General features: G+C 71.4%; 16 protein-coding genes and 1 tRNA gene. 7 read left to right on the top strand and 10 right to left on the bottom strand.

What is annotated here, in order from left to right; genetic code table 11:
• Nucleotides 1-45: 45 nt before the first annotated feature.
• Nucleotides 46-2,775, top strand: coding sequence for a phosphoenolpyruvate carboxylase (ppc, locus tag ACZ3OF_RS20135; protein ID WP_361671954.1), 2,730 nt, complete (start codon nucleotides 46-48; stop codon nucleotides 2,773-2,775).
• 67 nt (nucleotides 2,776-2,842) lie between these two features.
• Here ppc and ACZ3OF_RS20130 read toward each other — a convergent pair whose 3' ends face one another.
• The 7 genes from ACZ3OF_RS20130 to ACZ3OF_RS20100 all read right to left on the bottom strand — a co-directional run bounded on the left by ACZ3OF_RS20130 (nucleotide 2,843) and on the right by ACZ3OF_RS20100 (nucleotide 8,529).
• A complete protein-coding gene (locus tag ACZ3OF_RS20130; protein WP_361671957.1) occupies nucleotides 2,843-3,601 on the bottom strand; it encodes an LPXTG cell wall anchor domain-containing protein in 759 nt (252 codons plus the stop codon).
• Between the two features lie 139 nt (nucleotides 3,602-3,740).
• Nucleotides 3,741-4,184, bottom strand: coding sequence for a hypothetical protein (locus ACZ3OF_RS20125; RefSeq protein WP_361671959.1), 444 nt, complete (start codon nucleotides 4,182-4,184; stop codon nucleotides 3,741-3,743).
• Nucleotides 4,185-4,223: 39 nt separating this feature from the next.
• Nucleotides 4,224-4,820, bottom strand: coding sequence for an aminoacyl-tRNA hydrolase (pth, locus tag ACZ3OF_RS20120; RefSeq protein WP_467305958.1), 597 nt, complete (start codon nucleotides 4,818-4,820; stop codon nucleotides 4,224-4,226).
• Nucleotides 4,821-4,946: 126 nt separating this feature from the next.
• Nucleotides 4,947-5,549, bottom strand: a complete 603-nt coding sequence (locus tag ACZ3OF_RS20115; protein ID WP_361671964.1) for a 50S ribosomal protein L25/general stress protein Ctc — start codon at nucleotides 5,547-5,549, stop codon at nucleotides 4,947-4,949.
• A gap of 254 nt (nucleotides 5,550-5,803) precedes the next feature.
• Nucleotides 5,804-6,778 carry a ribose-phosphate diphosphokinase gene (locus ACZ3OF_RS20110; RefSeq protein WP_361438549.1) on the bottom strand — a complete coding sequence of 325 codons (975 nt, stop codon included), beginning with the start codon at nucleotides 6,776-6,778 and terminating at the stop codon, nucleotides 5,804-5,806.
• 121 nt (nucleotides 6,779-6,899) lie between these two features.
• Nucleotides 6,900-8,348: a bifunctional UDP-N-acetylglucosamine diphosphorylase/glucosamine-1-phosphate N-acetyltransferase GlmU gene (glmU, locus tag ACZ3OF_RS20105; protein ID WP_467305955.1), complete on the bottom strand. Its 1,449-nt coding sequence runs from the start codon at nucleotides 8,346-8,348 to the stop codon at nucleotides 6,900-6,902.
• A 109-nt stretch (nucleotides 8,349-8,457) separates the two neighbouring features.
• Nucleotides 8,458-8,529: transfer RNA gene (locus ACZ3OF_RS20100), tRNA-Gln, on the bottom strand.
• A 193-nt stretch (nucleotides 8,530-8,722) separates the two neighbouring features.
• On the opposite strand from ACZ3OF_RS20100, the gene ACZ3OF_RS20095 reads away from it, so the two are divergent.
• Nucleotides 8,723-10,051: a sensor histidine kinase gene (locus ACZ3OF_RS20095; RefSeq protein ID WP_467305953.1), complete on the top strand. Its 1,329-nt coding sequence runs from the start codon at nucleotides 8,723-8,725 to the stop codon at nucleotides 10,049-10,051.
• Between the two features lie 37 nt (nucleotides 10,052-10,088).
• Here the strand turns inward: ACZ3OF_RS20095 and ACZ3OF_RS20090 are convergent, their stop codons facing one another.
• Both ACZ3OF_RS20090 and ACZ3OF_RS20085 read right to left on the bottom strand, forming a co-directional pair.
• Entirely contained in the window at nucleotides 10,089-10,580 is a 492-nt protein-coding gene (locus ACZ3OF_RS20090) for an SUKH-3 domain-containing protein (protein ID WP_361671970.1), read from the bottom strand.
• A gap of 10 nt (nucleotides 10,581-10,590) precedes the next feature.
• Complete coding sequence (locus tag ACZ3OF_RS20085; RefSeq protein WP_361601044.1) at nucleotides 10,591-11,100, bottom strand: YwqJ-related putative deaminase; 510 nt, start codon at nucleotides 11,098-11,100, stop codon at nucleotides 10,591-10,593.
• 243 nt (nucleotides 11,101-11,343) lie between these two features.
• Between ACZ3OF_RS20085 and ACZ3OF_RS20080 the strand changes: the two genes are divergently transcribed.
• The 3 genes from ACZ3OF_RS20080 to ACZ3OF_RS20070 all read left to right on the top strand — a co-directional run bounded on the left by ACZ3OF_RS20080 (nucleotide 11,344) and on the right by ACZ3OF_RS20070 (nucleotide 16,154).
• The gene (locus ACZ3OF_RS20080) at nucleotides 11,344-12,336 is read left to right on the top strand and encodes an SMI1/KNR4 family protein (protein WP_361438561.1); all 993 of its coding nucleotides are present in this window, start codon (nucleotides 11,344-11,346) and stop codon (nucleotides 12,334-12,336) included.
• 7 nt (nucleotides 12,337-12,343) lie between these two features.
• Complete coding sequence (locus tag ACZ3OF_RS20075; protein ID WP_467305949.1) at nucleotides 12,344-15,118, top strand: SUKH-4 family immunity protein; 2,775 nt, start codon at nucleotides 12,344-12,346, stop codon at nucleotides 15,116-15,118.
• Nucleotides 15,119-15,224: 106 nt separating this feature from the next.
• Nucleotides 15,225-16,154 carry a cellulose-binding protein gene (locus tag ACZ3OF_RS20070; protein WP_467305947.1) on the top strand — a complete coding sequence of 310 codons (930 nt, stop codon included), beginning with the start codon at nucleotides 15,225-15,227 and terminating at the stop codon, nucleotides 16,152-16,154.
• Here the strand turns inward: ACZ3OF_RS20070 and ACZ3OF_RS20065 are convergent.
• The gene (locus ACZ3OF_RS20065) at nucleotides 16,142-17,827 is read right to left on the bottom strand and encodes an MFS transporter (protein ID WP_467305945.1); all 1,686 of its coding nucleotides are present in this window, start codon (nucleotides 17,825-17,827) and stop codon (nucleotides 16,142-16,144) included. The two genes, ACZ3OF_RS20070 and ACZ3OF_RS20065, sit on opposite strands and share 13 nt — an antisense overlap.
• Nucleotides 17,828-18,068: 241 nt before the next feature.
• Between ACZ3OF_RS20065 and ACZ3OF_RS20060 the strand changes: the two genes are divergently transcribed.
• Together ACZ3OF_RS20060 and ACZ3OF_RS20055 are read left to right on the top strand one after the other, a co-directional pair.
• Complete coding sequence (locus ACZ3OF_RS20060) at nucleotides 18,069-18,857, top strand: ABC transporter ATP-binding protein (RefSeq protein ID WP_361671976.1); 789 nt, start codon at nucleotides 18,069-18,071, stop codon at nucleotides 18,855-18,857.
• Nucleotides 18,854-21,427 (top strand): ABC transporter permease, encoded by a 2,574-nt coding sequence (locus ACZ3OF_RS20055; protein WP_467305943.1) that lies wholly within the window; start codon nucleotides 18,854-18,856, stop codon nucleotides 21,425-21,427. Before ACZ3OF_RS20060 ends, ACZ3OF_RS20055 begins: the two co-directional genes overlap by 4 nt.
• Nucleotides 21,428-21,454 lie beyond the last annotated feature (27 nt).

Below are 21,454 nucleotides of genomic sequence, written 5' to 3'. Positions count from 1 at the left end.
CAGTACCCCTCCAGATGTGCCCGAACACTGCAAGGAGCCGCACCTGTGAGCAGTGCCGACCAGACCCCCACCGCCAGCGCCGAGCTGCGTTCCGACATCCGCCGACTGGGCGATCTGCTCGGCGAGACGCTCGTCCGCCAGGAGGGCCACGAGCTTCTCGACCTCGTCGAGAAGGTCCGCCGGCTCACCCGCGAGGACACCGAGGCCGCCGCCGAGCTGCTCGGCGAGACCGACCTGGAGACCGCGACCAAGCTGGTGCGCGCCTTCTCCACGTACTTCCACCTGGCGAACGTCACCGAGCAGGTCCACCGTGGCCGTGAGATGCGCGAGAAGCGCGCCGCCGAGGGCGGACTGCTCGCCCGCACCGCCGACATGCTCAAGGACGGCGACCCGCAGCACGTCCGCGACACGGTACGGAACCTCAACGTACGGCCGGTCTTCACCGCGCACCCCACCGAGGCCGCCCGCCGCTCGGTCCTCAACAAGCTGCGCCGGATCGCCGCCCTCCTGGAGACCCCGGTCATCGAGGCCGACCGGCGCCGCCACGACCTGCGGCTCGCCGAGAACATCGACCTCGTCTGGCAGACCGACGAACTCCGGGTCGTCCGCCCCGAGCCCGCCGACGAGGCCCGCAACGCCATCTACTACCTCGACGAGCTGCACGCAGGCGCCGTCGGCGACGTCCTGGAGGACCTCGCCGCGGAACTGGAGCGCGTCGGCGTCGAGCTGCCCGCCGGCACCCGCCCGCTGACCTTCGGCACCTGGATCGGCGGCGACCGCGACGGAAACCCCAACGTCACCCCCCAGGTCACCTGGGACGTGCTGATCCTCCAGCACGAGCACGGCATCACCGACGCCCTCGAACTCATCGACGAGCTGCGCGGCTTCCTCTCCAACTCCATCCGCTACGCCGGAGCCACCGAGGAACTCCTCACCTCCCTCCAGCGCGATCTGGAGGGCCTGCCGGAGATCAGCCCCCGCTACAAGCGGCTCAACGCCGAGGAGCCGTACCGGCTCAAGGCCACCTGCATCCGGCAGAAGCTCGTCAACACCCGCGAGCGCCTCGCCAAGGGCACCCCGCACCAGGACGGCCGCGACTACCTCGGCACCTCCGAGCTCGTCCACGACCTCGCCCTGATCCAGACCTCGCTGCGCGAGCACCGCGGCGCGCTGTTCGCCGACGGCCGGATGGACCGCACCATCCGCACCCTGTCCGCCTTCGGCCTCCAGCTCGCCACCATGGACGTCCGCGAGCACGCCGACGCCCACCACCACGCCCTCGGCCAGCTCTTCGACCGGCTCGGCGAGGAGTCCTGGCGGTACGCCGACATGCCCCGCGACTACCGGCAGAAGCTGCTCGCCAAGGAGCTGCGCTCCCGCCGCCCGCTCGGCCCGACGCCGGCCCCGCTGGACGCCGCGGGGCAGAAGACCCTCGGCGTGTTCGGCACCATCAAGGAAGCCTTCGAGCGCTTCGGCCCCGAGGTCATCGAGTCGTACATCATCTCGATGTGCCAGGGCGCCGACGACGTCTTCGCCGCCACCGTGCTCGCCCGCGAGGCCGGACTGCTCGACCTGCACGCCGGCTGGGCCAAGATCGGCATCGTGCCGCTCCTGGAGACCACCGACGAGCTCAAGGCCGCCGACGTCATCCTCAACGACATGCTGGCCGACCCCTCCTACCGCCGCCTCGTCTCGCTCCGCGGCGACGTCCAGGAGGTCATGCTCGGCTACTCCGACTCCTCCAAGTTCGGCGGCATCACCACCTCCCAGTGGGAGATCCACCGCGCCCAGCGCCGGCTGCGCGACGTCGCCCACCGGTACGGCGTGCGGCTCCGTCTCTTCCACGGCCGCGGCGGCACCGTCGGCCGCGGCGGCGGCCCCTCGCACGACGCGATCCTCGCCCAGCCCTGGGGCACCCTGGAGGGCGAGATCAAGGTGACCGAGCAGGGCGAGGTCATCTCCGACAAGTACCTCATCCCGTCCCTGGCCCGCGAGAACCTCGAACTGACCGTCGCCGCCACCCTGCAGGCCTCCGCCCTGCACACCGCGCCGCGCCAGTCCGACGAGGCCCTGGCCCGCTGGGACGCGGCCATGGACACCGTCTCCGAGGCCGCCCACACCGCGTACCGCAGGCTCGTCGAGGACCCCGACCTGCCCTCGTACTTCTTCGCAGCCACCCCCGTCGACCAGCTGGCCGACCTGCACCTCGGCTCCCGGCCCTCCCGCCGCCCCGACTCCGGCGCCGGCCTCGACGGACTGCGCGCCATCCCGTGGGTGTTCGGCTGGACGCAGTCCCGGCAGATCGTCCCCGGCTGGTTCGGCGTGGGCTCGGGCCTCAAGGCCCTGCGCGAGGCCGGCCTGGACGCGGTCCTCGGCGAGATGTACGAACGCTGGCACTTCTTCCGCAACTTCCTCGCCAACGTCGAGATGACGCTGGCCAAGACGGACCTGCGGATCGCCCGCCACTACGTCGACACGCTGGTGCCGGACGAGCTCAAGCACGTCTTCGCCACCATCGAGGAGGAGCACGCGCTCACCGTCGCCGAGGTCCTGAAGGTGACGGGCGGCCAGAAGCTGCTGGACTCCAACCCGGTGCTCCAGCAGACCTTCGCCATCCGCGACGCCTACCTGGACCCGATCTCCTACCTCCAGGTCGCCCTCCTCGCCCGTCAGCGCGCCGCCGCCGAGCGCGGCGAGGACCCGGACCCGCTGCTCGCCCGGGCCCTGCTGCTCACGGTGAACGGCGTGGCGGCGGGCCTGCGCAACACCGGCTGACGCCCGTCCCGTGAACGACAAGTGCCCCCATCGGCCGGACCGATGGGGGCACTTCGTTTCACCGTGCTCAGTGCTGCTGGGCCTTGCGGCGGCGCATCACCAGGACGGAACCGGCACCGGCGAGGGCGACGGCGACGGCGGCGATGATGCCGACGGGGGCGCTGGAGCCCGTCTCGGCGAGGTCACCGTCGGAGCTGCCGGTGGACGCGGACGGGGTCGCACCCGTCGAGGGGGACTCCGAGGACGACGGCGACTCGCTCGGCGTGCCGGTCGAGGCGCTCTCGCTCGGCGTGCCGGAGGGGGTCTCGGACGGCGTCTCGGACGGGGTCTCCGACGGGGTCTCCGACGGGGTGCCGGACGGGGTCTCGGACGGCGTGTCCGTCGGCGTCGGGGTGGTGCTGGCGGGGCAGGTGTGGGAGAGGTTGAACCACTCCTTCTTGGCGGTGCCCTTGACCTCGGCCGATGCCGAGATGAGCTCGGCGCCCGGTGCGGAGCCGACGTAGGCGTGCTTGTCGGACGGAGGGCCGAAGACCGTGATGGTCTGAACGCCACCCGGCTTGAACTCCACCGTCAGCTTGGTGAAGACGGCGTTTTCACCCTTGCCACTGCCCGGCAGCACGAAGTGCCAGCCGTCCTGGCCCGTCGGGATGTCGCCGCAGACCTTCTCCTTGTCGCCGGTCCACTCCGAAGCGGTCAGCGGAAGGTCCTTCGCCTGGTGCAGGGGGAGGACCGTCGGGCCGTCGGTGGCCGAGGCCGCCGGGGCGAGGGCCAGGGAGCCCGCCATGGCCGCGACAAGCGCGGCTGCGGGGATGAGGGATCGTCGCATGTGCAGTCGTCCATCTGGGAGATGAGAGGGTTGCCGTGGGAGGTGGCGGACGCAGCCTATCCGCACGCTTAAGTCACCCTTAACCCAAAGGTTCATAACGATCCGGACGGATCGCGCCACGATGTCCGGAAAATGCCGATCAGAGGGCGAAGAACGCCCCCACCAACAACGCCCCACCCACGCCCGCCATCGACCACGCCGTTCGCGTCAGCCGCAGACCGCCTCCGATGAGCGGTGCCGCCAACAGCAGTGCCCCGCCCAGCGGCAGCCAGGCGTGCAGGCCGCCGCCCCACCCCACACGCACCGCCTCGCTCGTCCCCGGCTTCACCACCACGGGCAGCGTCTGCCCCTTCTCGGCCGCGACCGAGCGGGCGATGGTCAGGGTGGCATGCGACGACGGCGGACCGTCCGGAACATAACGGCCGCTGCACGTCTCGTCGTTGCAGCCGGTCACCGTCAACGTGCCGTGCTCACGGCCCTTCGGAAGCAGGACGTGCTGCGCCGTACCCCACGACGACCAGGCTCCGGCGACGAGGAGCAGCAGGGCGACCAGGGCCATGGCGGCGTTACGGGCGTGCGTCATGACCCGCGATCGTACAGTCGTACGGCGACGAGGGAACGGTCAGGAGTTGTACGCCGACTGCGCCCGCTCCAGACCCTCCGCCACCAGGCACTCGACGGAGTCCGCCGCCCGGTCCACGAAATAGTCGAGCTCCTTGCGCTCCGACGACGCGAAGTCCTTCAGAACGAAATCCGCCACCTGCATCCGCCCCGGCGGACGCCCGATGCCGAACCGCACCCGGTGGTAGTCCGCGCCCATCGCCTTCGTCATCGACTTCAGACCGTTGTGGCCGTTGTCGCCACCGCCGACCTTCAGTCGCAGCACCCCGTAATCGATGTCCAGCTCGTCATGGATCGCCACGATGTGCGCCGTCGGCACCTTGTAGAAATCGCGCAGCGACGTCACCGGGCCGCCCGACAGGTTCATGTACGACATCGGCTTCGCGAGGATCACCCGCCGGTTGGCCGGCCCCGGAGGACCCATCCGGCCCTCCACCACCTGCGCCTGCGCCTTCTGCGCCCGCTTGAACTTCCCGTTGATGCGCTCGGCGAGCAGGTCCACCACCATGAAGCCCACATTGTGGCGGTTCGCGGCGTATTCGGGGCCCGGATTGCCGAGACCGACGATCAGCCAGGGGGCGTTCGCGTCGTCCGTCATCGTGGGGCGTCTCCTCGTCTGCGTACTACTGGGCGGGGAACAAAGGAACAGGGCAACAGGGGCACAGAGGAACGGGGTGGCGGGCCGCAGCCCACCACCCCGTCCGCGTCAAGCAGAGCCTACGGCTCAGGCCTCGGCGCCCTCGGCGGCCTCGGCGGCCTCGCCCTCACCCTCGGCGGCCGGCTCCTCGGCCTGCGCGGCCAGGACCTGCAGGACGACGGCGTCGGCGTCGGTCACCAGGGTCGAGCCCTTCGGCAGCGCGATGTCCTTGGCGAGGATGGAGGCACCGGCCTCCAGGCCCTCCACGGAGACCGAGACGGCCTCGGGGATGTGGGTGGCCTCGGCCTCGACGGAGAGCGTGTTCAGCACGTGCTCCAGCAGGTTGCCACCGGCGGCCAGCTCGCCCTCGGCCTGGACCGGGATCTCGACCGTGACCTTCTCGCCACGCTTGACGAGAAGCAGGTCGACGTGGACCAGGAAGCCCTTGATGGCGTCACGCTGGACGGCCTTCGGGATCGCCAGCTCGCTCTTGCCGTCGACGTCCAGGGCCAGCAGGACGTTCGGGGTACGCAGCGCGAGCAGCAGCTCGTGGCCCGGAAGGGTCACGTGGACCGGCTCGGTGCCGTGACCGTAGAGAACGCCGGGAACCTTGTTCTCGCGGCGGACGGCGCGGGCGGCGCCCTTGCCGAACTCGGTACGAACCTCGGCGGAGATCTTCACCTCGGACATATGCACTCCTCGTAAGCAGAAACGGAACAGTGTGGCTACCCGGCCACGACTGGCCTGCTACGAAGAGCGCGTCGATAACGGACCGCCGCACCTCACCGGTACGGCCTCCCTCGCCGAGCAACTACGGCAGTCTACTCGTCCCCCGCCGCGCCACCCAATTGGATCACCCGAGCCACCCCGCCGACCCCGCCGGGCACGAGAAAGACCCGCCTCCCACGAAGGGAAGCGGGCCTTGCTCAGGGCCTACGAGCCGCTCAGTGCTCCTCGAAGAGGCTCGTCACCGAACCGTCCTCGAACACCTCGCGCACCGCACGCGCGATCGTCGGCGCGATCGACAGAACCGTGATCTTGTCGAGCTCCAGCGAACCCGGCACCGGCAGCGTGTCCGTGAACACGAACTCGCTCACCTTCGAGTTCTTCAGGCGATCGGCGGCCGGCCCCGAAAGAATGCCGTGCGTCGCCGTCACGATGACGTCCTCCGCGCCATGCGCGAACAGCGCGTCCGCAGCGGCGCAGATCGTGCCACCCGTGTCCACCATGTCGTCGACCAGGACACAGACCCGGCCCTTCACGTCACCGACGACCTCGTGGACCGTCACCTGGTTGGCGACGTCCTTGTCACGACGCTTGTGCACGATCGCCAGCGGCGCGTCCAGACGGTCGCACCACCGGTCCGCCACCCGCACACGGCCCGCGTCCGGAGACACGATCGTCAGCTTCGTACGGTCCACCTTGCTGCCCACGTAGTCCGCCAGGACCGGAAGCGCCGACAGGTGGTCCACCGGACCGTCGAAGAAGCCCTGGATCTGGTCCGTGTGCAGGTCGACCGTGAGAATCCGGTCCGCGCCCGACGTCTTCAGCAGATCCGCGACCAGACGGGCCGAGATCGGCTCACGGCCACGGTGCTTCTTGTCCTGGCGTGCATAGCCGTACGACGGGATGATCACGGTGATGCTCCGGGCGGAAGCCCGCTTCAGAGCATCGATCATGATCAGCTGCTCCATGATCCACTTGTTGATCGGAGCCGTGTGGCTCTGGATCAGGAAGCAATCCGCGCCACGAGCCGACTCCTGGAAACGGACGTAGATCTCACCGTTCGCGAAGTCGAAAGCCTTGGTCGGCACGAGGCCGACACCCAGCTGGTGCGCGACCTCCTCGGCCAGCTCGGGGTGGGCGCGGCCGGAGAAGAGCATCAGCTTCTTCTCGCCGGTCGTCTTGATCCCGGTCACAGCACTGTCTCCTCAGACGTGTCCTCTGGTCGCGACCACAGCGCTCCCGTGCGCGTGTGCGAGCCAGCCGAATTTATGTGCACGTATCACGGTACGCCGAGTTCGACGTACCCGTTTCCGGTCAGCTTTCGCCGGCGGGCTCCTCCGCAGCCGCCTGAGCAGCCTGGGCGGCAGCGCTACCGGGCCGCTTCCGAGCCACCCAACCGTCGATATTCCGCTGCTGGCCACGGGCGACAGCGAGCGAACCGGCCGGTACGTCCTTCGTGATGACGGACCCCGCGGCGGTGTACGCACCGTCCCCGATCGTGATGGGTGCCACAAACATGTTGTCCGACCCGGTCCGGCAGTGCGACCCGATCGTCGTGTGGTGCTTCGCCTCACCGTCGTAGTTCACGAAGACGCTCGCCGCGCCGATGTTCGTGTACTCGCCGATCGTGGCGTCACCCACATAGGAGAGGTGCGGAACCTTCGTACCCTCGCCGATCGTGGCGTTCTTCATCTCCACGTACGTACCGGCCTTGGCCTTCAGGCCAAGGTTCGTGCCCGGACGGAGATACGCGAACGGCCCCACGGACGCGCTCTCGCCGATCACGGCGGAGTCGGCGACCGTGTTGTCCACCCGGGCGCCCTTGCCGACCGTCGTGTCCTTCAGGCGCGTGTTCGGGCCGACCTCGGCGTCCTCGCCGATGTGCGTCGCGCCCAGCAGCTGCGTACCCGGGTGGATGACGGCATCCGGCTCGAACGTCACCGTGACGTCCACGAGCACGGACGACGGGTCGACGACCGTCACGCCGGCGGTCATCGCCCGCTCGAGGAGACGCCGGTTGAGGAGGGCACGCGCCTCGGCCAGCTGCACGCGGTTGTTGATGCCCAGGATCTCGCGGTGATCACCGGCGACGGACGCGCCGACCCGGTGACCGGCCTCACGGAGGATCGACAGCACGTCGGTGAGGTACTCCTCGCCCTGGCTGTTGTCCGTCCGGACCTTGCCCAGGGCATCGGCGAGCAGCCGGCCGTCGAAGGCGAAGACACCGGAGTTGATCTCCATGATGGCGCGCTGCTCGTCGGTCGCGTCCTTGTGCTCGACGATCGCGGTCACGGCACCGGACGCGGCGTCGCGGACGATGCGCCCGTAGCCGGTGGAGTCCGGCACCTCGGCGGTCAGCACGGTGACGGCGTTGCCGTCGGCGGCGTGGGTGGAGGCGAGGGCCTTGAGGGTCTCCCCGGACAGCAGCGGGGTGTCGCCGCACACGACCACGACGGTGCCGTCGGGGACCTGGCCCAGCTCTTCGAGACCCATGCGGACGGCGTGACCGGTGCCGTTCTGCTCGTGCTGGACGGCGGTGCGGGTGCCGGCGTAGTGCGCGTCGAGGTGCGCGGTGACCTTCTCACGGGCGTGCCCGACGACCACGACGAGGTGCTCGGGCTCCAGCTCGCGCGCGGCGGACACGACGTGCCCGACAAGGGAGCGTCCGGCGATTTCGTGCAGGACCTTGGGGGTCTTCGACTTCATGCGGGTGCCCTCACCCGCTGCGAGGACGACGACGGCGGCCGGGCGGTTGGCGCTCACGGGAATGCCCTTCGGCTTCGGGTGGTGGACACCCGCAGGATACCGGGGGGTTCTGGAGCGGAAATGAGTGCGGGTCCCGACGCTGGAGGTCGGAACCCGGAACCAGAAGCTCCCCCGCCAGGACTCGAACCCGGACATAAGGCACCAAAAGCCTCAGTGCTGCCAATTACACCACAGGGGATAATATCCAACTAAACCGGACATTCGGTCAGGCCGTCGGATCGGCACCCAACACTATGCCGTACCAAGCCCCCTCGATGCGACGGTGGAGCTCTGCGCTCGATGACCAGCCCCCCGTTCGCCGGTGACGTGCGTCCCTCCCCTGTCCCGTGGACTCCGGAAAATGATTCGCCCCCGCCCGTACGCTGGAGGGCATGACCACAACGGGGGCACACCAGGACGCGACGGGCATGACGCCCAGTGGCCGGTGGTGGTGGGGGAGACGGCGCAGCGCGGTGCTCGACATCGGGCTGGCGGCGGTGTCCGCGCTGGAGTGCGGGCTCGAGGGGGTCGGCTTCGCCGACAAGGCGGGGCTGCCCGTGCCCGTGGGGGTGCTGTTCGGGCTGGTGGTCGGCTCCGTGCTGCTCGTGCGGCGGCGGTGGCCGATCGTCGTCGTCCTGGTCTCGATCGCCGTGACGCCCGCCGAGATGGGCTACCTGATGGGGATCGTCGGGCTGTACTCGCTCGCCGCCTCCGAGGTGCCCCGGCGGATCACGGCCGCTCTCGCCGGCATGTCGTCGGTCGCCGTCTTCATCGTCACGGTGGTGCGCGTGCGGCAGGACGTCACCCAGGGCGATCCCGATCAGCAGCCCAGTGACTGGTACGTGCCGGTCCTCGCGATCTTCCTGACGCTGGGGCTCAACGCGCCCCCCGTTCTCTTCGGGCTCTATATAGGGGCGCGGCGGCGGCTCATGGAGAGCCTGCGGGAGCGTGCGGACAGTCTGGAGCAGGAGTTGTCGCTGCTCGCGGACCGGGCGGAGCAGCGGGCGCAGTGGGCGCGGCAGGAGGAGCGGACGCGGATCGCGCGGGAGATGCACGACGTGGTCGCGCATCGGGTGTCGCTGATGGTGGTGCACGCGGCGGCGTTGCAGGCGGTCGCGTTGAAGGATCCGCAGAAGGCGGTGAAGAACGCGGCGCTGGTGGGTGACATGGGCCGGCAGGCGCTGACGGAGTTGCGCGAGATGTTGGGGGTACTGCGGGAGGACGCGGGTCCGGCCGTGGGTGCCTCCGTGTCTCCCGTCCCGCTGGCCGCGGTGGGGCGGGCGGCGGCCGCGGCGGCCGAGGCGGCTTCGGAGGACGGGCCGTGTCTGGACGCTCTGGCGGATCTGGTCGAGCAGTCCCGTCAGGCGGGTGCGGTGGTCGAGCTGACGGTGCTCGGTGAGGCGCGGGCGTATGCCGCTGAGCTCGAGCGGACGGCGTACCGGGTGGTCCAGGAGGCGCTGACCAATGTGCACAAGCATGCGGCGGGCGCCAAGGTCGTCGTCCGGCTCGCGCATCGCGAGGCGGAGGTCGCGATGCAGGTGGAGAACGGCCCTTCGGACGCGGAGGCGGCGGACGCGCATCTCCCGAGCGGCGGGAACGGTCTGGTGGGCATGCGTGAGCGCGTGACGCGGCTGGGTGGTGTCTTCGTGTCGGGGCCGACGGACGGGGGCGGGTTCCGGGTGTCGGCGGTGTTGCCGGTGGCGGACCGGGTCGCGTCGTAGGCCGGCCGGAGGTGGGATCCGACCCTCGGTCCGGCGTCTACCCCGTCACCAGCCGCCCCGGCTGCACCCCCGTTATCACCGTCGCCAGTGCCGTGTCGATGTCCTGGCCGAGGAACCAGTCGCCCGTGTGGTCCAGGCTGTAGACGCGGCCGTCCAGGTCGATGGCGAGGACCGCCTGGTGTTCGACCTCTTCTCCCAGTGGGGAGATCTCCGTGTCGAGCGCGCGTCCGAGGTCCGCCAGGGTGCGGGCCAGGTGCAGGCCGGCGAGCGGGTCGAAGCGGAGGGTCGCGGGGGCGATCTGGCGGCCCGCGCCGGGGGCGGTGACGTGCAGGCCGCCGAATTCGGCCCACGCCTCCACGGCCGCGGGGAAGACGCTGTGCCGGTGGCCGGCCGGTGAGACGTGTGCGCGCAGCGCGTCGGCCCACTGTTCGGCGAGCTTGATGTCCCAGCGGCCCGGCTGCCACCCCGCCTCGCGGAGGGCGGCGTCGACGTTGACCGGGAACCGGGTGGTGCTCAGGTGGTCGGGCATGTAGGTGCGGTCAGCCGTTCTCGACAGTCGAGGTGGGGTCCACGGTGCGTACACCGAAGTGCGCGAGCATCGCCGTACAGGAACGGCAGGGTGCGGCGTAGCTGCCGTGCAGCGGGTCGCCGTCCTCGCGGATGCGCCGTGCGGTCAGTTTGGCGTGCTTGAGCGAGCGGCGTGCTTCGCTGTGGGTGAGTGCCTTGCGCTGGGCGCGCTTGGAGCGGCCCGTCTCGGTGGCGGTCAGATGGCGGGAGAGCAGGATCGCCTCGGGACAGCGTCCGGTGAAGCGTTCGCGCTGGCCGCTGGTGAGGGTGTCCAGAAAGTCCTGAACGAGTGGGTGCAGGGTGGGCGGTCGGTCTCCGCGGCCCGCGGTGCAGGTGAGTGTTTCGCCACGTACGGAGAGCGCGGCGCCGACCGTGGGGAGGATGCCGTCGCGGCGGAAGCGCAGTAACGGGGCGCGGGTGGGCTCGGTGCTGCTCCAGTTGAGGCGTGGGTCACCCTGCGTGGGCGTCGGTGCTGCGTACATGGTGCGTGTCTTCCCCTCCTGCAATCCCCCGAGTTGCGGGAACAGACTGCCAAATGGGACGCCTCATGTGGAAGCGGGGTACACAAACGGGCGTCGGTGTGTCGGAACTATCGCCGGTGCGTCATCCGCTCGTGACAGTTGGTCACGGACTGTGGCGGTGGACGCATCGGGCCGGGTGGCGGGCTTGTGGCAGCGCATAGGCTGTGCGGAATCAGCCAGCAGCCAGCGCAGGGGGCAACCGCCATGACGACAGGTCGGCTCGGGAAAGCCGCACCGCCGAACGCGGCTTACGCCGGGCAGGTCGTGCACTTCCCGGACCCGGTCCGCGCCTCCCGGCACCCCAGAGGGGTGCGGGTGGACGAACACGGCTATCCGGACTTCTCGCCGTACGCCAGGGCGGCGGCGGAGATCGCCGACCCGCCCGAGGGCTTCGGCGTCGACGAGTTGCGGCTGACGGACTACGTGTCGGCGAACGCGGCGCTCGCCGCGACGGGGCACGAGCTGTGGGACACGATCCCCTCGGTGGCGACGCCGCACGGCTGGACCTGGCACCACGTGGCGGGCGGTCGGCGGATGGAGCTGGTCCCGGTCGAGGTGAAGGCGTTGCTGCGTCATCACGGCGGGGTCGCGACGGCCGCCGTCGATCACGGCAAGCGGGGCACGCGTCCGCTGCAGGAGACCCGGCCGGCCCACTTCGGGGTGCCGAAGGGGCTGGTGTCGGTGACCGAGCAGCAACTGCTCGGGGTGGAGGAGGACCTCGGGTACCGCCTGCCGGGCGCGTACCGCTCCTTCCTGAAGGCGGCGGGCGGTTGCGCGCCGGTGGGCGCGGCGCTGGACGCGGAGCTGGGTCTGCTGGTGGACCAGCCGTTCTTCACGGTGCGCGACGAGGCGGGGGTCAACGACCTCGTCTACGTCAACAAGTGTCTGCGTGACCATCTGACCAAGGACTACCTGGGCGTCGGCTTCGTCCAGGGCGGGATCCTGGCGGTGAAGGTGAAGGGCGACCGGATCGGGACGGTGTGGTTCTGCGCGTACGACGACGCGCGGGACTCCCACGACACGGCCGGGTGGAGTGTGGGCGAGCGCGTGGAGCGGCTGTTGCTGCCGTGCGGTGAGGACTTCGACGCGTTCCTCCAGCGGCTGGCCGGCAATCCGCCGGAGTTGGAGACGGTGGCGAACCTGATGGTGGACGGCGGCTTCGCGCGCGCCGTGCCCGTGGTTCCGGTGGGGGAGTGAACTGGCTGTGGTGACGTTCGCGCAGGCGCAGGAGCGCGCCGAGGAATGGATCAACGGTGATGTGCCGGCGTATCAGCACCGGGAGGTGCGGGTACGGGAGTTCGGGCTCGGCTTCGTCGTGTGGGCGGAGGACCGTGAGGGAGGCCCGATCTCGGACGGTGGCCGGCAGCGTCTGGTCATCGCCCGGGACAGCGGCGAGGCGACGTTGTGGCCCGGGCTGCCGGTGGGCGAGGTGATCCGGCGGTACGAGGAGGAGTACGGGGCCGTTGCCGACGAGGCGGGTTCGCGTGCGACGCCCGCGCCGCCGGAGCGGGTCGATCTGAACGCGACGTCGTTCCTGCTGACTCCGCCGGAGTGGCTGCAGGACGCGGCGGACAAGCTGGGTCTGCCGCCGAAGGGGCCGAACGCGTCGCAGGCGGGCGGGAGTTCGTCGACGCCGGAGGCGACGGCTGACGGTGCGCCGTCCGCCGAGCCGGTGAGCGTTCCGGCTTCCCGTCCGGCGCCCTCCGAAGCGGTGCCTTCCGGTTCGATGGCTTCCGACGCGGCGCCTTCCGATGCGGTGCCGTCCGCCTCGGTGCCGTCCGGTCCGGCGCCTTCGGACGCGGTGCCCTCCGATGCGGCCGCCGGTTCCGCGGACGCGTCGGAGGGGCGGTCGGTCGACTACGAACCGACGGCCTCGGACGGGGTTCCGGCGAAGGCTCCGTCGAGCAGCCCGTGGGCGGACGCCAACGCGAGTTCGGGCGGTGCGGACGGTTCGGTGCCGCTGCCCGCGACGGTCTTCGCGCCGCCGCTGTCGGGCGCGGACGACGAGGACACGCCGCTTCCGGTGGTGGGCGCGGACGCTCCGACGGCCCTGATGTCGGGCGGCAGCGCGCTGCCGCCGACGGCGATCGCCCGGGCCCTCGACCCGAAGGCCCCGCCGCCGCCCGGTGCCGGTGACCCGTTCGCGTCACACGGCCCGGCCTCCCTGGGCGGTCCGGGTGGTACGGGTGCGCCTTCGGCCCCCGGTGGTGGGGGCTCGATCGGTGGCCCCGCCGCGCCGTCGGCTCCGGGAGCTCCCGGAGCCCCTGGCACCCCCGGCGCGTCCGCGCCGGCCGGCGGCCCCGCCGTTCCTCCGCCGCCCGGTGCTCCCGGCACCCCGGGTGCTCCCGGCGCCTCCGGTGCCACGCCGCCGCCGGGTGCCCCCGGCGCGCCCACGCCTCCGCCCGCGCCTCGGGCTCCCGGGGCCGGGGACATCGCGGACGCCGCGACCAGCAAGGCCGCGCTGCCTCCGCGTGCCGCGCGCGGAGGTGGGGGGAATCCTCCTCCGCCGCCGCAGGCGCCGGGTGCTCCCGGTGCGCCCGCCGGGGGATACGTACCGACGCAGATGGTGTCGCAGCTCGGGCCCGACGGGCCCCTGCCGCCCGGACCTCCCTCTCCGCCGACACCTCCGCAGCCCGTCCACCACGCCGCGACCATGCTGGCGCACCCGAGCCAGGGTGGGCCCGGCGGTCCGCCGCCTCCGCCCGCGCCTCCCGGTGCGCCCGGCGGGTCCGACGGTGCGGGTGTCGCGCACGCGGCGACGATGCTGGCCCACCCAGGGCCGGGCGGCATCGCGCCGCCCGGACCTCCCGGCGCCCCCGTCGCCCCGCCCGGACCTCCCGGTGCCCCGGGTGCTCCCGGTGGTCCCGGGACGCCGCCCGGTGGGGTGCACCACGCGGCGACGATGCTGGCGCAGCCCGGTCCGGGTGGACCGCCGGCTCCGCCGATGCCGCCGCCGTCGGTGCCCGGCGCCCCGCCGGCGTACGGATACCCGCAGCAGCCGACCGGTCAGCCGACCGTCGGCCCCGGCTACCAGGCCGTGCTGCGCTACCGCGCTCCCGACGGTTCCGAGGCACAGATCATCCGGCGGTCCGCCCCCGGCACCCCGCACCCGGAGTGGCAGATCCTGCACGAGCTGCGCGCCATGAACGTGCCGCCGCAGCAGGTGCTCGAACTGCACACGGAGCTGGAGTCCTGTGAGCTGCCGGGCGGTTACTGCGCGCGGATGATCCGGGAGACCTGGCCTCAGGCGCGGATCACCAACATCGCGCCGTACGGCAAGGACCACGCGGGCCGTCAGCAGGGCATGCGGCAGCTCCTCACCCACCAGGGCGAGTTGCACCAGGTCGCGGACGGTCCCGCGCGCCCGGCGCCGGTGCGTGCCCCGCTGCCGCAGGTGCAGCCGGCTCCGCCGATCCCCCCGGACGGGATCGCGCAGGAGATGGCGGGTGCCTTCGGGCCCGGTATCTGCCGGTTCGACCAGCGGGCCGTGTCCCGGCAGGGTGTGCCGGAGGTCGTCGCGCTGACCCTCGTATGGGCGGGTCTGCCGGCCGACTTCGGACCGTTCTTCTGGGCGCAGCCGGCACAGCCGGTGGTGCCGACGCTGGCCGAGCTCGCGGCGCAGCGCCAGATCCAGCCGGCGTCGGACGCGGGCTCGTACCTGGTGATCGGCTCCGACTTCGGGCGGGCGATCTGCGTCCAGTACGGGACCGCGCACATCGTCGCCGTACCGGTCGAGGCCGGTCCGGGCGGTGCGCCGGTGGCGCCGCAGTTCGTGAACAGCGGGCTCCCGGAGTTCGCCCGCTCGATGGCGCTGCTGGGACGGATGTGGCGGCTGCGCTTCGGGCTCAACCCGGAGCAGGCGGGTCGCTGGACGGTCGACTTCCAGGCGCAGCTGGCGATGCTGGACCCGGCGGCGCTGGCGTCGCCGGAGAACTGGTGGTCGGTGCTCCTGGAGCAGATGTGGGACGGACTGCTGTAGGCCGCGTGTGACCGAAGGCGCCCGACGTGCACGACACGTCGGGCGCCTTTTGTCGTGTCTGATGGCGCATCCTGGCATTTGAGCCGTTGCGGAAGGAGCGTCAGGAATGAGTTTCGCCGTGGTCGCGCGAGGGCGCGGATACCGCCCCCGGCAGGTCGACCGTCACCTCGCCGCGCTCTCCGGCGAACGCGACGCCGGATGGGAGCGGGCGGCCCGGCTGACGGTCCTCGCCAGGGAGATGGAGGAGGAGGCGGCCCGGCTGCGGGCGGAGATCGAGGCGCGGGAACCGCAGCGGTACGAGTCGCTGGGCGGGCGGGCGCAGAAGATCCTGGAGCTCGCGGAGGCCGAGGACGAGAGCCTCGTACGCGCCGCGGAGGCGGAGGCGCAGTCCCTCGTGGAGGCGTCGGAGGAAGCGGCGCGTACGGCGACGGAGGAGGCCCGCGCGTACGCGGACGCGCTGCTCGCGGAGGCGGAGACCACGGCCACCGAGACCCTGGAGACGGCGCGCGCCGAGGCCGAGACGCTGCGGTCGGCCGCGCGCGAGGAGGCGGCGGGGCGCCGGGCCGCGGCGGGGGTGGTGTTCGACGACCGGGCCCGCAGGGCGGCGGCGCTGCTGGAGGCCCAGCGCGTGGAGCAGGCGGCGGCACGGGAAGAGGCGGAGCGGACGGCGGTGACCCGGGCGGCCGAACTGGACGCCCACCACGAGGAGCTCGTCGCGGCTGCGCGGTCGGAGGTCGCGGAGGCCGAACGCGCGCTGGCGCGGACGGAGGAGGAGGCCCGGCACGGCCAGGAGGACGCGGAGGCGCGGGCGGCGGAACTCCTGGTGGAGGCGCGGTCCCGGCGGGAGCGCGTCGAGCGCGAGACGGAGCGCGTACTGCGGGAGCACGAGGAGGCGCGTGAGGAGATCCACGCGCACATGGAGCACATCCGCGCCGCGCTCGCCTCGCTCACGGGTCGCGGGCCCGCCGAGGAGGGTGGTACGGACGAGGACGTCGACGGGGAGGCGGCGGCAGGGGACGGTGATCAGGCCGACTGACCGCGGTCCTGGTGCTCCGTCAGGACCGGGAAGCGGCGCGGGGCCAGGGTGAGGAGGACCAGCAGGGCGAGGGCGGCGGCGCCCGCCGCGCCCAGGTAGACGTAGTCGACGGCCGCGTCGACCGCGCGGCGGAGGGTGTCGTCGGCGTGGTCCAGGGCGTACGCGAGGCTGTCCAGATCGGTGCCGGTGCCCAGGCGGGAGGCGAGGACGCCGTTGGCGATCGCGCCGAAGAGGGCCGCGCCGACGCTCTGGCCGACCTGGCGGCAGAAGAGGACGGACGCGGTGGTCGTGCCGCGTTCCTCGTACGGGACGGTCGACTGGACGCCGACGATCAGCGGGAGCTGGAAGAGGCCCAGCGCGCCGCCCAGGAGGAGCATCAGCAGGGCGGGCTGCCAGGGCTCTCCGGGGAAGGGGAGGAAGGGGAAGGCGAGCAGCACCAGCAGGGCGAGGGTGATGCCGACGACGGCGGTCTGGCGGAAGCCGATGCGGTTGTAGACGCGGTTGGAGAGGGCGGCCGTGACGGGCCAGCTGAGGGTCATCGCGGAGAGGACGAAGCCGGCGGCGATCGGGCCGAGACCGAGGACGGACTGGGCGTAGGTGGGCAGGAAGACCGTCGGGGCGACCATCAGCAGGCCGAGCGCGCCGAGGGCCAGGTTGACCGCGGAGATGGTGCGGCGGCGCCAGATCCAGCCCGGGATGATCGGGTCGGCGGCCCGGCGTTCGACGAGGACGGTGACTCCGGCGAGGGCGAGCGCGCCCGCGAAGAGGCCGAGGGAGGGCGCGGAGAGCCACGGCCAGGCCACGCCGCCCTGGACGAGGGCGGTGAGCAGGAGGGACCCGGTCGCGAAGATGGTGACCGCGCCCGCCCAGTCGACCGACACCTTCCGTACGACGGGCGCCTTTCGTACGACGGGCGCCTTCCGTACGACGGGTATCTTCCGGTACCAGCGCGCCTTGCGCGGCGCCCCCGCGTCCCCACGCGCCGCCTGCGGGTCCCCCTGCCCGTCCACCTGCGCCGCCGAATCCGCCGCCCCGGCCGCCTTCCGTTCCGGTTCGACCAGGTAGCGGCCGACGAGCCACAGCGCCACCAGGCCGACCGGGAGGTTGATCAGGAAGATCCAGCGCCAGTCCGCGTATCCGGCGAGGAGGCCGCCGGCCGCCGGACCGGCGACCGAGGCCGTCGCCCAGACGGAGGAGAGCTTCGCCTGGATCTTCGGGCGCTCCTTCAGCGGGTAGAGGTCCGCGGCGATCGTCTGGATCGTGCCCTGGAGCGCCCCGCCGCCGAGGCCCTGCACGATGCGGAAGGCGATGAGCGAGCCCATGTTCCAGGCCATGGCGCACAGCAGTGAGCCGATGAGGAAGAGGATCGTTCCGGCGATCAGGACCGGCTTGCGGCCGAAGGTGTCGCAGAGCTTTCCGTACACCGGCAGGGTGACCGTGACGGCGAGCAGATAGCCGGAGAACAGCCAGGAGAAGACGGACAGGCCGCCGAGGTCGCCGACGATCTGCGGTACGGCGGTGGAGACGACCGTGCCGTCGAGCGCGGCGAGCGCCATGCCGAGCATCAGCGCCGCGACGACCGGACCGCGCCCGCGCGGAGTCGTCGCCGTTGCCGCGGCCTGCCGCGTCGTCGTCCGTGACACTCCGGCCCCTCCATCCGATGGGTCGTACATCTAATTCCGTCGGCCTAGCCTCCCACTCGAACCGCGGGTGGAGAACCCCTAGGGGTCCCTCCCCCATAGAGGGCAGGGGCTGTTCGTCCCGGCGGAGGAGGAGAACGGGGCCCCTCTGTCTTTAGCTTGTTCTTACGGATAACCCCAGGGCGAAGAGTGCGCCCAGCACCAGTGATCCGCGCCCCCCTTTCTCGCAGACTCGGACACGAGTCGGATCCGTACCAGGCATAGGAGACATACCGTGACTTCGGCTGTGACCATCACCCAGCACGGGGAGACCGCAGGGAGGACGGCCGTGGCCGCGCGGGCGCGGCAGGTCGTCAAGGCGTACGGAGCCGGTGAGACCCGCGTCGTCGCGCTCGACCACGTCGACGTGGACATCGCCCGTGGGCAGTTCACCGCGATCATGGGCCCCTCGGGCTCCGGCAAGTCGACGCTGATGCACTGCCTCGCCGGGCTCGACACCGTCACCAGCGGCCAGATCTTCCTGGACGACACCGAGATCACCGGGCTGAAGGACAAGCGGCTGACGCAGCTGCGGCGTGACCGGATCGGCTTCATCTTCCAGGCGTTCAACCTGCTGCCGACGCTCAACGCGCTCGAGAACATCACGCTGCCGATGGACATCGCCGGCCGCAAGGCGGACCGGCAGTGGCTCGACCGCGTCGTGTCGACCGTCGGTCTCGCCGACCGTCTCGGGCACCGGCCCACGCAGCTCTCCGGCGGTCAGCAGCAGCGCGTCGCCGTGGCTCGCGCGCTGGCCGCCCGGCCGGAGATCATCTTCGGCGACGAGCCGACCGGAAACCTCGACTCCCGTGCCGGCGCCGAAGTCCTCGGCTTCCTGCGGCAGTCCGTGGACGAGCTCGGTCAGACCATCGTGATGGTCACCCACGACCCGGTCGCCGCCAGCTATGCCGACCGTGTGCTCTACCTCGCGGACGGCCGGATCGTCGACGAGATGTTCCGGCCCACCGCCGACGCCGTCCTCGACCGTATGAAGGACTTCGACGCCCGTGGGCGGACGTCATGACCGTCCTCAAGTCCTCCCTGCGCAACTTCTTCGCGCACAAGGGCCGCATGGCGCTCTCCGCCGTCGCCGTCCTGCTCTCCGTGGCGTTCGTCAGCGGCACGCTGGTGTTCACGGACACCATGAACACCACCTTCGACAAGCTCTTCGCCTCGACCGCCTCGGACGTCACGCTCAGCCCCAAGGACGCGGCGGTCGACGACGAGACCCCGCAGTCCGGCCGGCCCGAGACCCTGCCGGCCTCCCTCGTGGAGCAGGTCCGCAAGGCGGAGGGCGTCAAGGCCGCCCAGGGCGCGGTCATCTCCCTGAGCGTGACCGTCGTCGACTCCCGTGACAAGAACGTCGGACCCACCAGCGGCGCCCCGACGATCGCCGCCAACTGGAGCGCCAACGAGCTGCGTTCGGTGGACGTCGCCTCCGGCCATGAGCCGCGCGGCCCCACCGAGGTGATGGTCGACGCAGGCACCGCCGAGAAGCACAAGCTGAAGATCGGCGACGAGCTGCGCACCATCGCCGTCACCGGCGACTTCACGGCGAAGATCTCCGGCATCGTCGAGTTCAAGGTCACCAACCCCGGTGCCACCGTCGTCTACTTCGACACCGCCACCGCACAGCGTGAACTCCTCGGCAAGGAAGGCCTGTTCACCCAGATCACGGCCGACGCCGCGCCCGGGGTCAGTGACGAGAAGCTGAAGAGCAACATCGTCTCCGCGGTCGGCGGCGGCTACACGCTCCAGACGGCGGCCGAGGTCGCCGACGCGGGCCGCGAGGACGTCGCCGGGTTCCTCGACGTCATGAAGTACGCGATGCTCGGCTTCGCCGGGATCGCCTTCCTCGTCGGCATCTTCCTCATCGTCAACACCTTCTCGATGCTGGTCGCCCAGCGCACCCGCGAGATCGGCCTCATGCGGGCCATCGGCTCCAGCCGCAAGCAGGTGAACCGTTCCGTCCTCGTCGAGGCGGTCCTCCTCGGCGTCGTGGGTTCGATCGCCGGTGTCGCGGCCGGCGTCGGACTCGCCGTCGGCCTGATGGAGCTCATGTCCTCCATGGGCATGGAGCTGTCCACCGAGGACCTGACCGTGAAGTGGACGACGCCCGCCGTCGGTCTCCTCCTCGGCATCGTCGTCACCGTCCTCGCCGCGTACATCCCGGCGCGGCGGGCGGGCAAGGTCTCCCCGATGGCCGCCCTGCGCGACGCCGGCACCCCGGCCGACGGCAAGGCCGGTCTGGTGCGGGGCGCGGTCGGCCTGTTCCTCACGCTCGGCGGCGGTGCCGCGCTGTGGACCGCGACCCAGGCCGAGAAGGCCTCGGCCGGCTCCCTCTGGCTCGGCCTCGGCATCGTCCTCTCCCTCATCGGCTTCATCGTCGTCGGGCCGCTGCTCGCGGGCGGTGTCGTCCGGGCCCTGGGCGTCGTCGTCCTGCGGGTCTTCGGACCGGTCGGGCGGATGGCCGAGCGCAACGCGCTGCGCAACCCGCGGCGTACGGGAGCGACCGGCGCCGCCCTGATGATCGGGCTCGCGCTGGTGGCCTGTCTGTCGGTGGTCGGCTCGTCGATGGTGGCCTCGGCGACGGAGGAGCTGGACCGCTCGGTCGGTGCGGACTTCATCGTGCAGTCGGCCAACGGTCAGCCGATCATGCCGCAGGCGCAGGCCGCTCTGGAGAAGACGCCCGGTCTCGCCCACGTGACCGAGTACACCTGGGTCGAGGCGACGATCACCGACCCGGCCGGCAAGCCGGTGGACAAGGGGCTCGTCGCCGCGGAGCCGTCGTACGCGGAGGATCTGCGGCGCGACACGACGGCGGGCGAGCTGTCCGCCGCGTACGGGGCGAACGCGATGTCGGTGGGCAGCGACTACGCCACGGAGCACGGCGTGAAGGTCGGCGACGAGCTGACCGTCGCCTTCAAGGGCGGCGACAGCGCGAAGCTGAAGGTCGCGGCGATCACGTCGGACGAGAACAACGTCGACAAGGGCGTGATGTACACGAACATCACCACCATGGAGCGGTTCCTGCCCGTAGACAAGCAGCCGCAGAGCATGATCATGTTCGCGACGGCCGAGGACGGCAAGGAGACGGAGGCGTACGCGGCGCTCAAGGACTCGCTCGTCGCCTACCCGCAGTACAAGGTGCAGAACCAGGCCGACTACAAGCAGGACCTGAAGGACCAGGTCGGCCAGTTGCTCAACATCGTGTACGGCCTGCTGGCGCTGGCGATCATCGTCGCGGTGCTCGGTGTGGTGAACACGCTCGCGCTGTCGGTGGTCGAGCGGACGCGGGAGATCGGCCTGATGCGGGCGATCGGCCTCTCGCGCCGCCAGCTGCGCCGCATGATCCGCCTGGAGTCGGTGGTCATCGCCCTCTTCGGCGCGCTGCTCGGCCTCGCCCTGGGCATGGGCTGGGGCACGGCGGCCCAGAAGCTGCTGGCCCTGGAGGGCCTCGGGGTCCTGGAGATCCCATGGCCGACGATCCTGACGGTCTTCGTCGGTTCGGCGTTCGTGGGCCTGTTCGCGGCGCTGGTCCCGGCGTTCAGGGCGGGCAGGATGAACATCCTGAACCCGATCGCGACCGAGTAGACCCCAGGGGAGTCACGGGGGTGCCCC

The organism is Streptomyces sp. NPDC022552, from assembly GCF_055561875.1.
Note: the sequence above shows the minus strand (reverse complement) of the source record. Positions and strands in the feature narration are given on the sequence as shown.

Excerpts from the sequence above, each read along its gene's own strand:
- ACZ3OF_RS20130 (WP_361671957.1), bottom strand. The coding sequence starts at position 3,601 with ATGCGACGATCCCTCATCCCCGCAGCCGCGCTTGTCGCGGCCATGGCG.
- ACZ3OF_RS20125 (WP_361671959.1), bottom strand. The coding sequence starts at position 4,184 with ATGACGCACGCCCGTAACGCCGCCATGGCCCTGGTCGCCCTGCTGCTC.
- pth (WP_467305958.1), bottom strand. The coding sequence starts at position 4,820 with ATGACGGACGACGCGAACGCCCCCTGGCTGATCGTCGGTCTCGGCAAT.
- ACZ3OF_RS20115 (WP_361671964.1), bottom strand. The coding sequence starts at position 5,549 with ATGTCCGAGGTGAAGATCTCCGCCGAGGTTCGTACCGAGTTCGGCAAG.
- ACZ3OF_RS20095 (WP_467305953.1), top strand. The coding sequence starts at position 8,723 with ATGACCACAACGGGGGCACACCAGGACGCGACGGGCATGACGCCCAGT.
- ACZ3OF_RS20090 (WP_361671970.1), bottom strand. The coding sequence starts at position 10,580 with ATGCCCGACCACCTGAGCACCACCCGGTTCCCGGTCAACGTCGACGCC.
- ACZ3OF_RS20085 (WP_361601044.1), bottom strand. The coding sequence starts at position 11,100 with ATGTACGCAGCACCGACGCCCACGCAGGGTGACCCACGCCTCAACTGG.
- ACZ3OF_RS20080 (WP_361438561.1), top strand. The coding sequence starts at position 11,344 with ATGACGACAGGTCGGCTCGGGAAAGCCGCACCGCCGAACGCGGCTTAC.
- ACZ3OF_RS20070 (WP_467305947.1), top strand. The coding sequence starts at position 15,225 with ATGAGTTTCGCCGTGGTCGCGCGAGGGCGCGGATACCGCCCCCGGCAG.
- ACZ3OF_RS20065 (WP_467305945.1), bottom strand. The coding sequence starts at position 17,827 with ATGTACGACCCATCGGATGGAGGGGCCGGAGTGTCACGGACGACGACG.
- ACZ3OF_RS20055 (WP_467305943.1), top strand. The coding sequence starts at position 18,854 with ATGACCGTCCTCAAGTCCTCCCTGCGCAACTTCTTCGCGCACAAGGGC.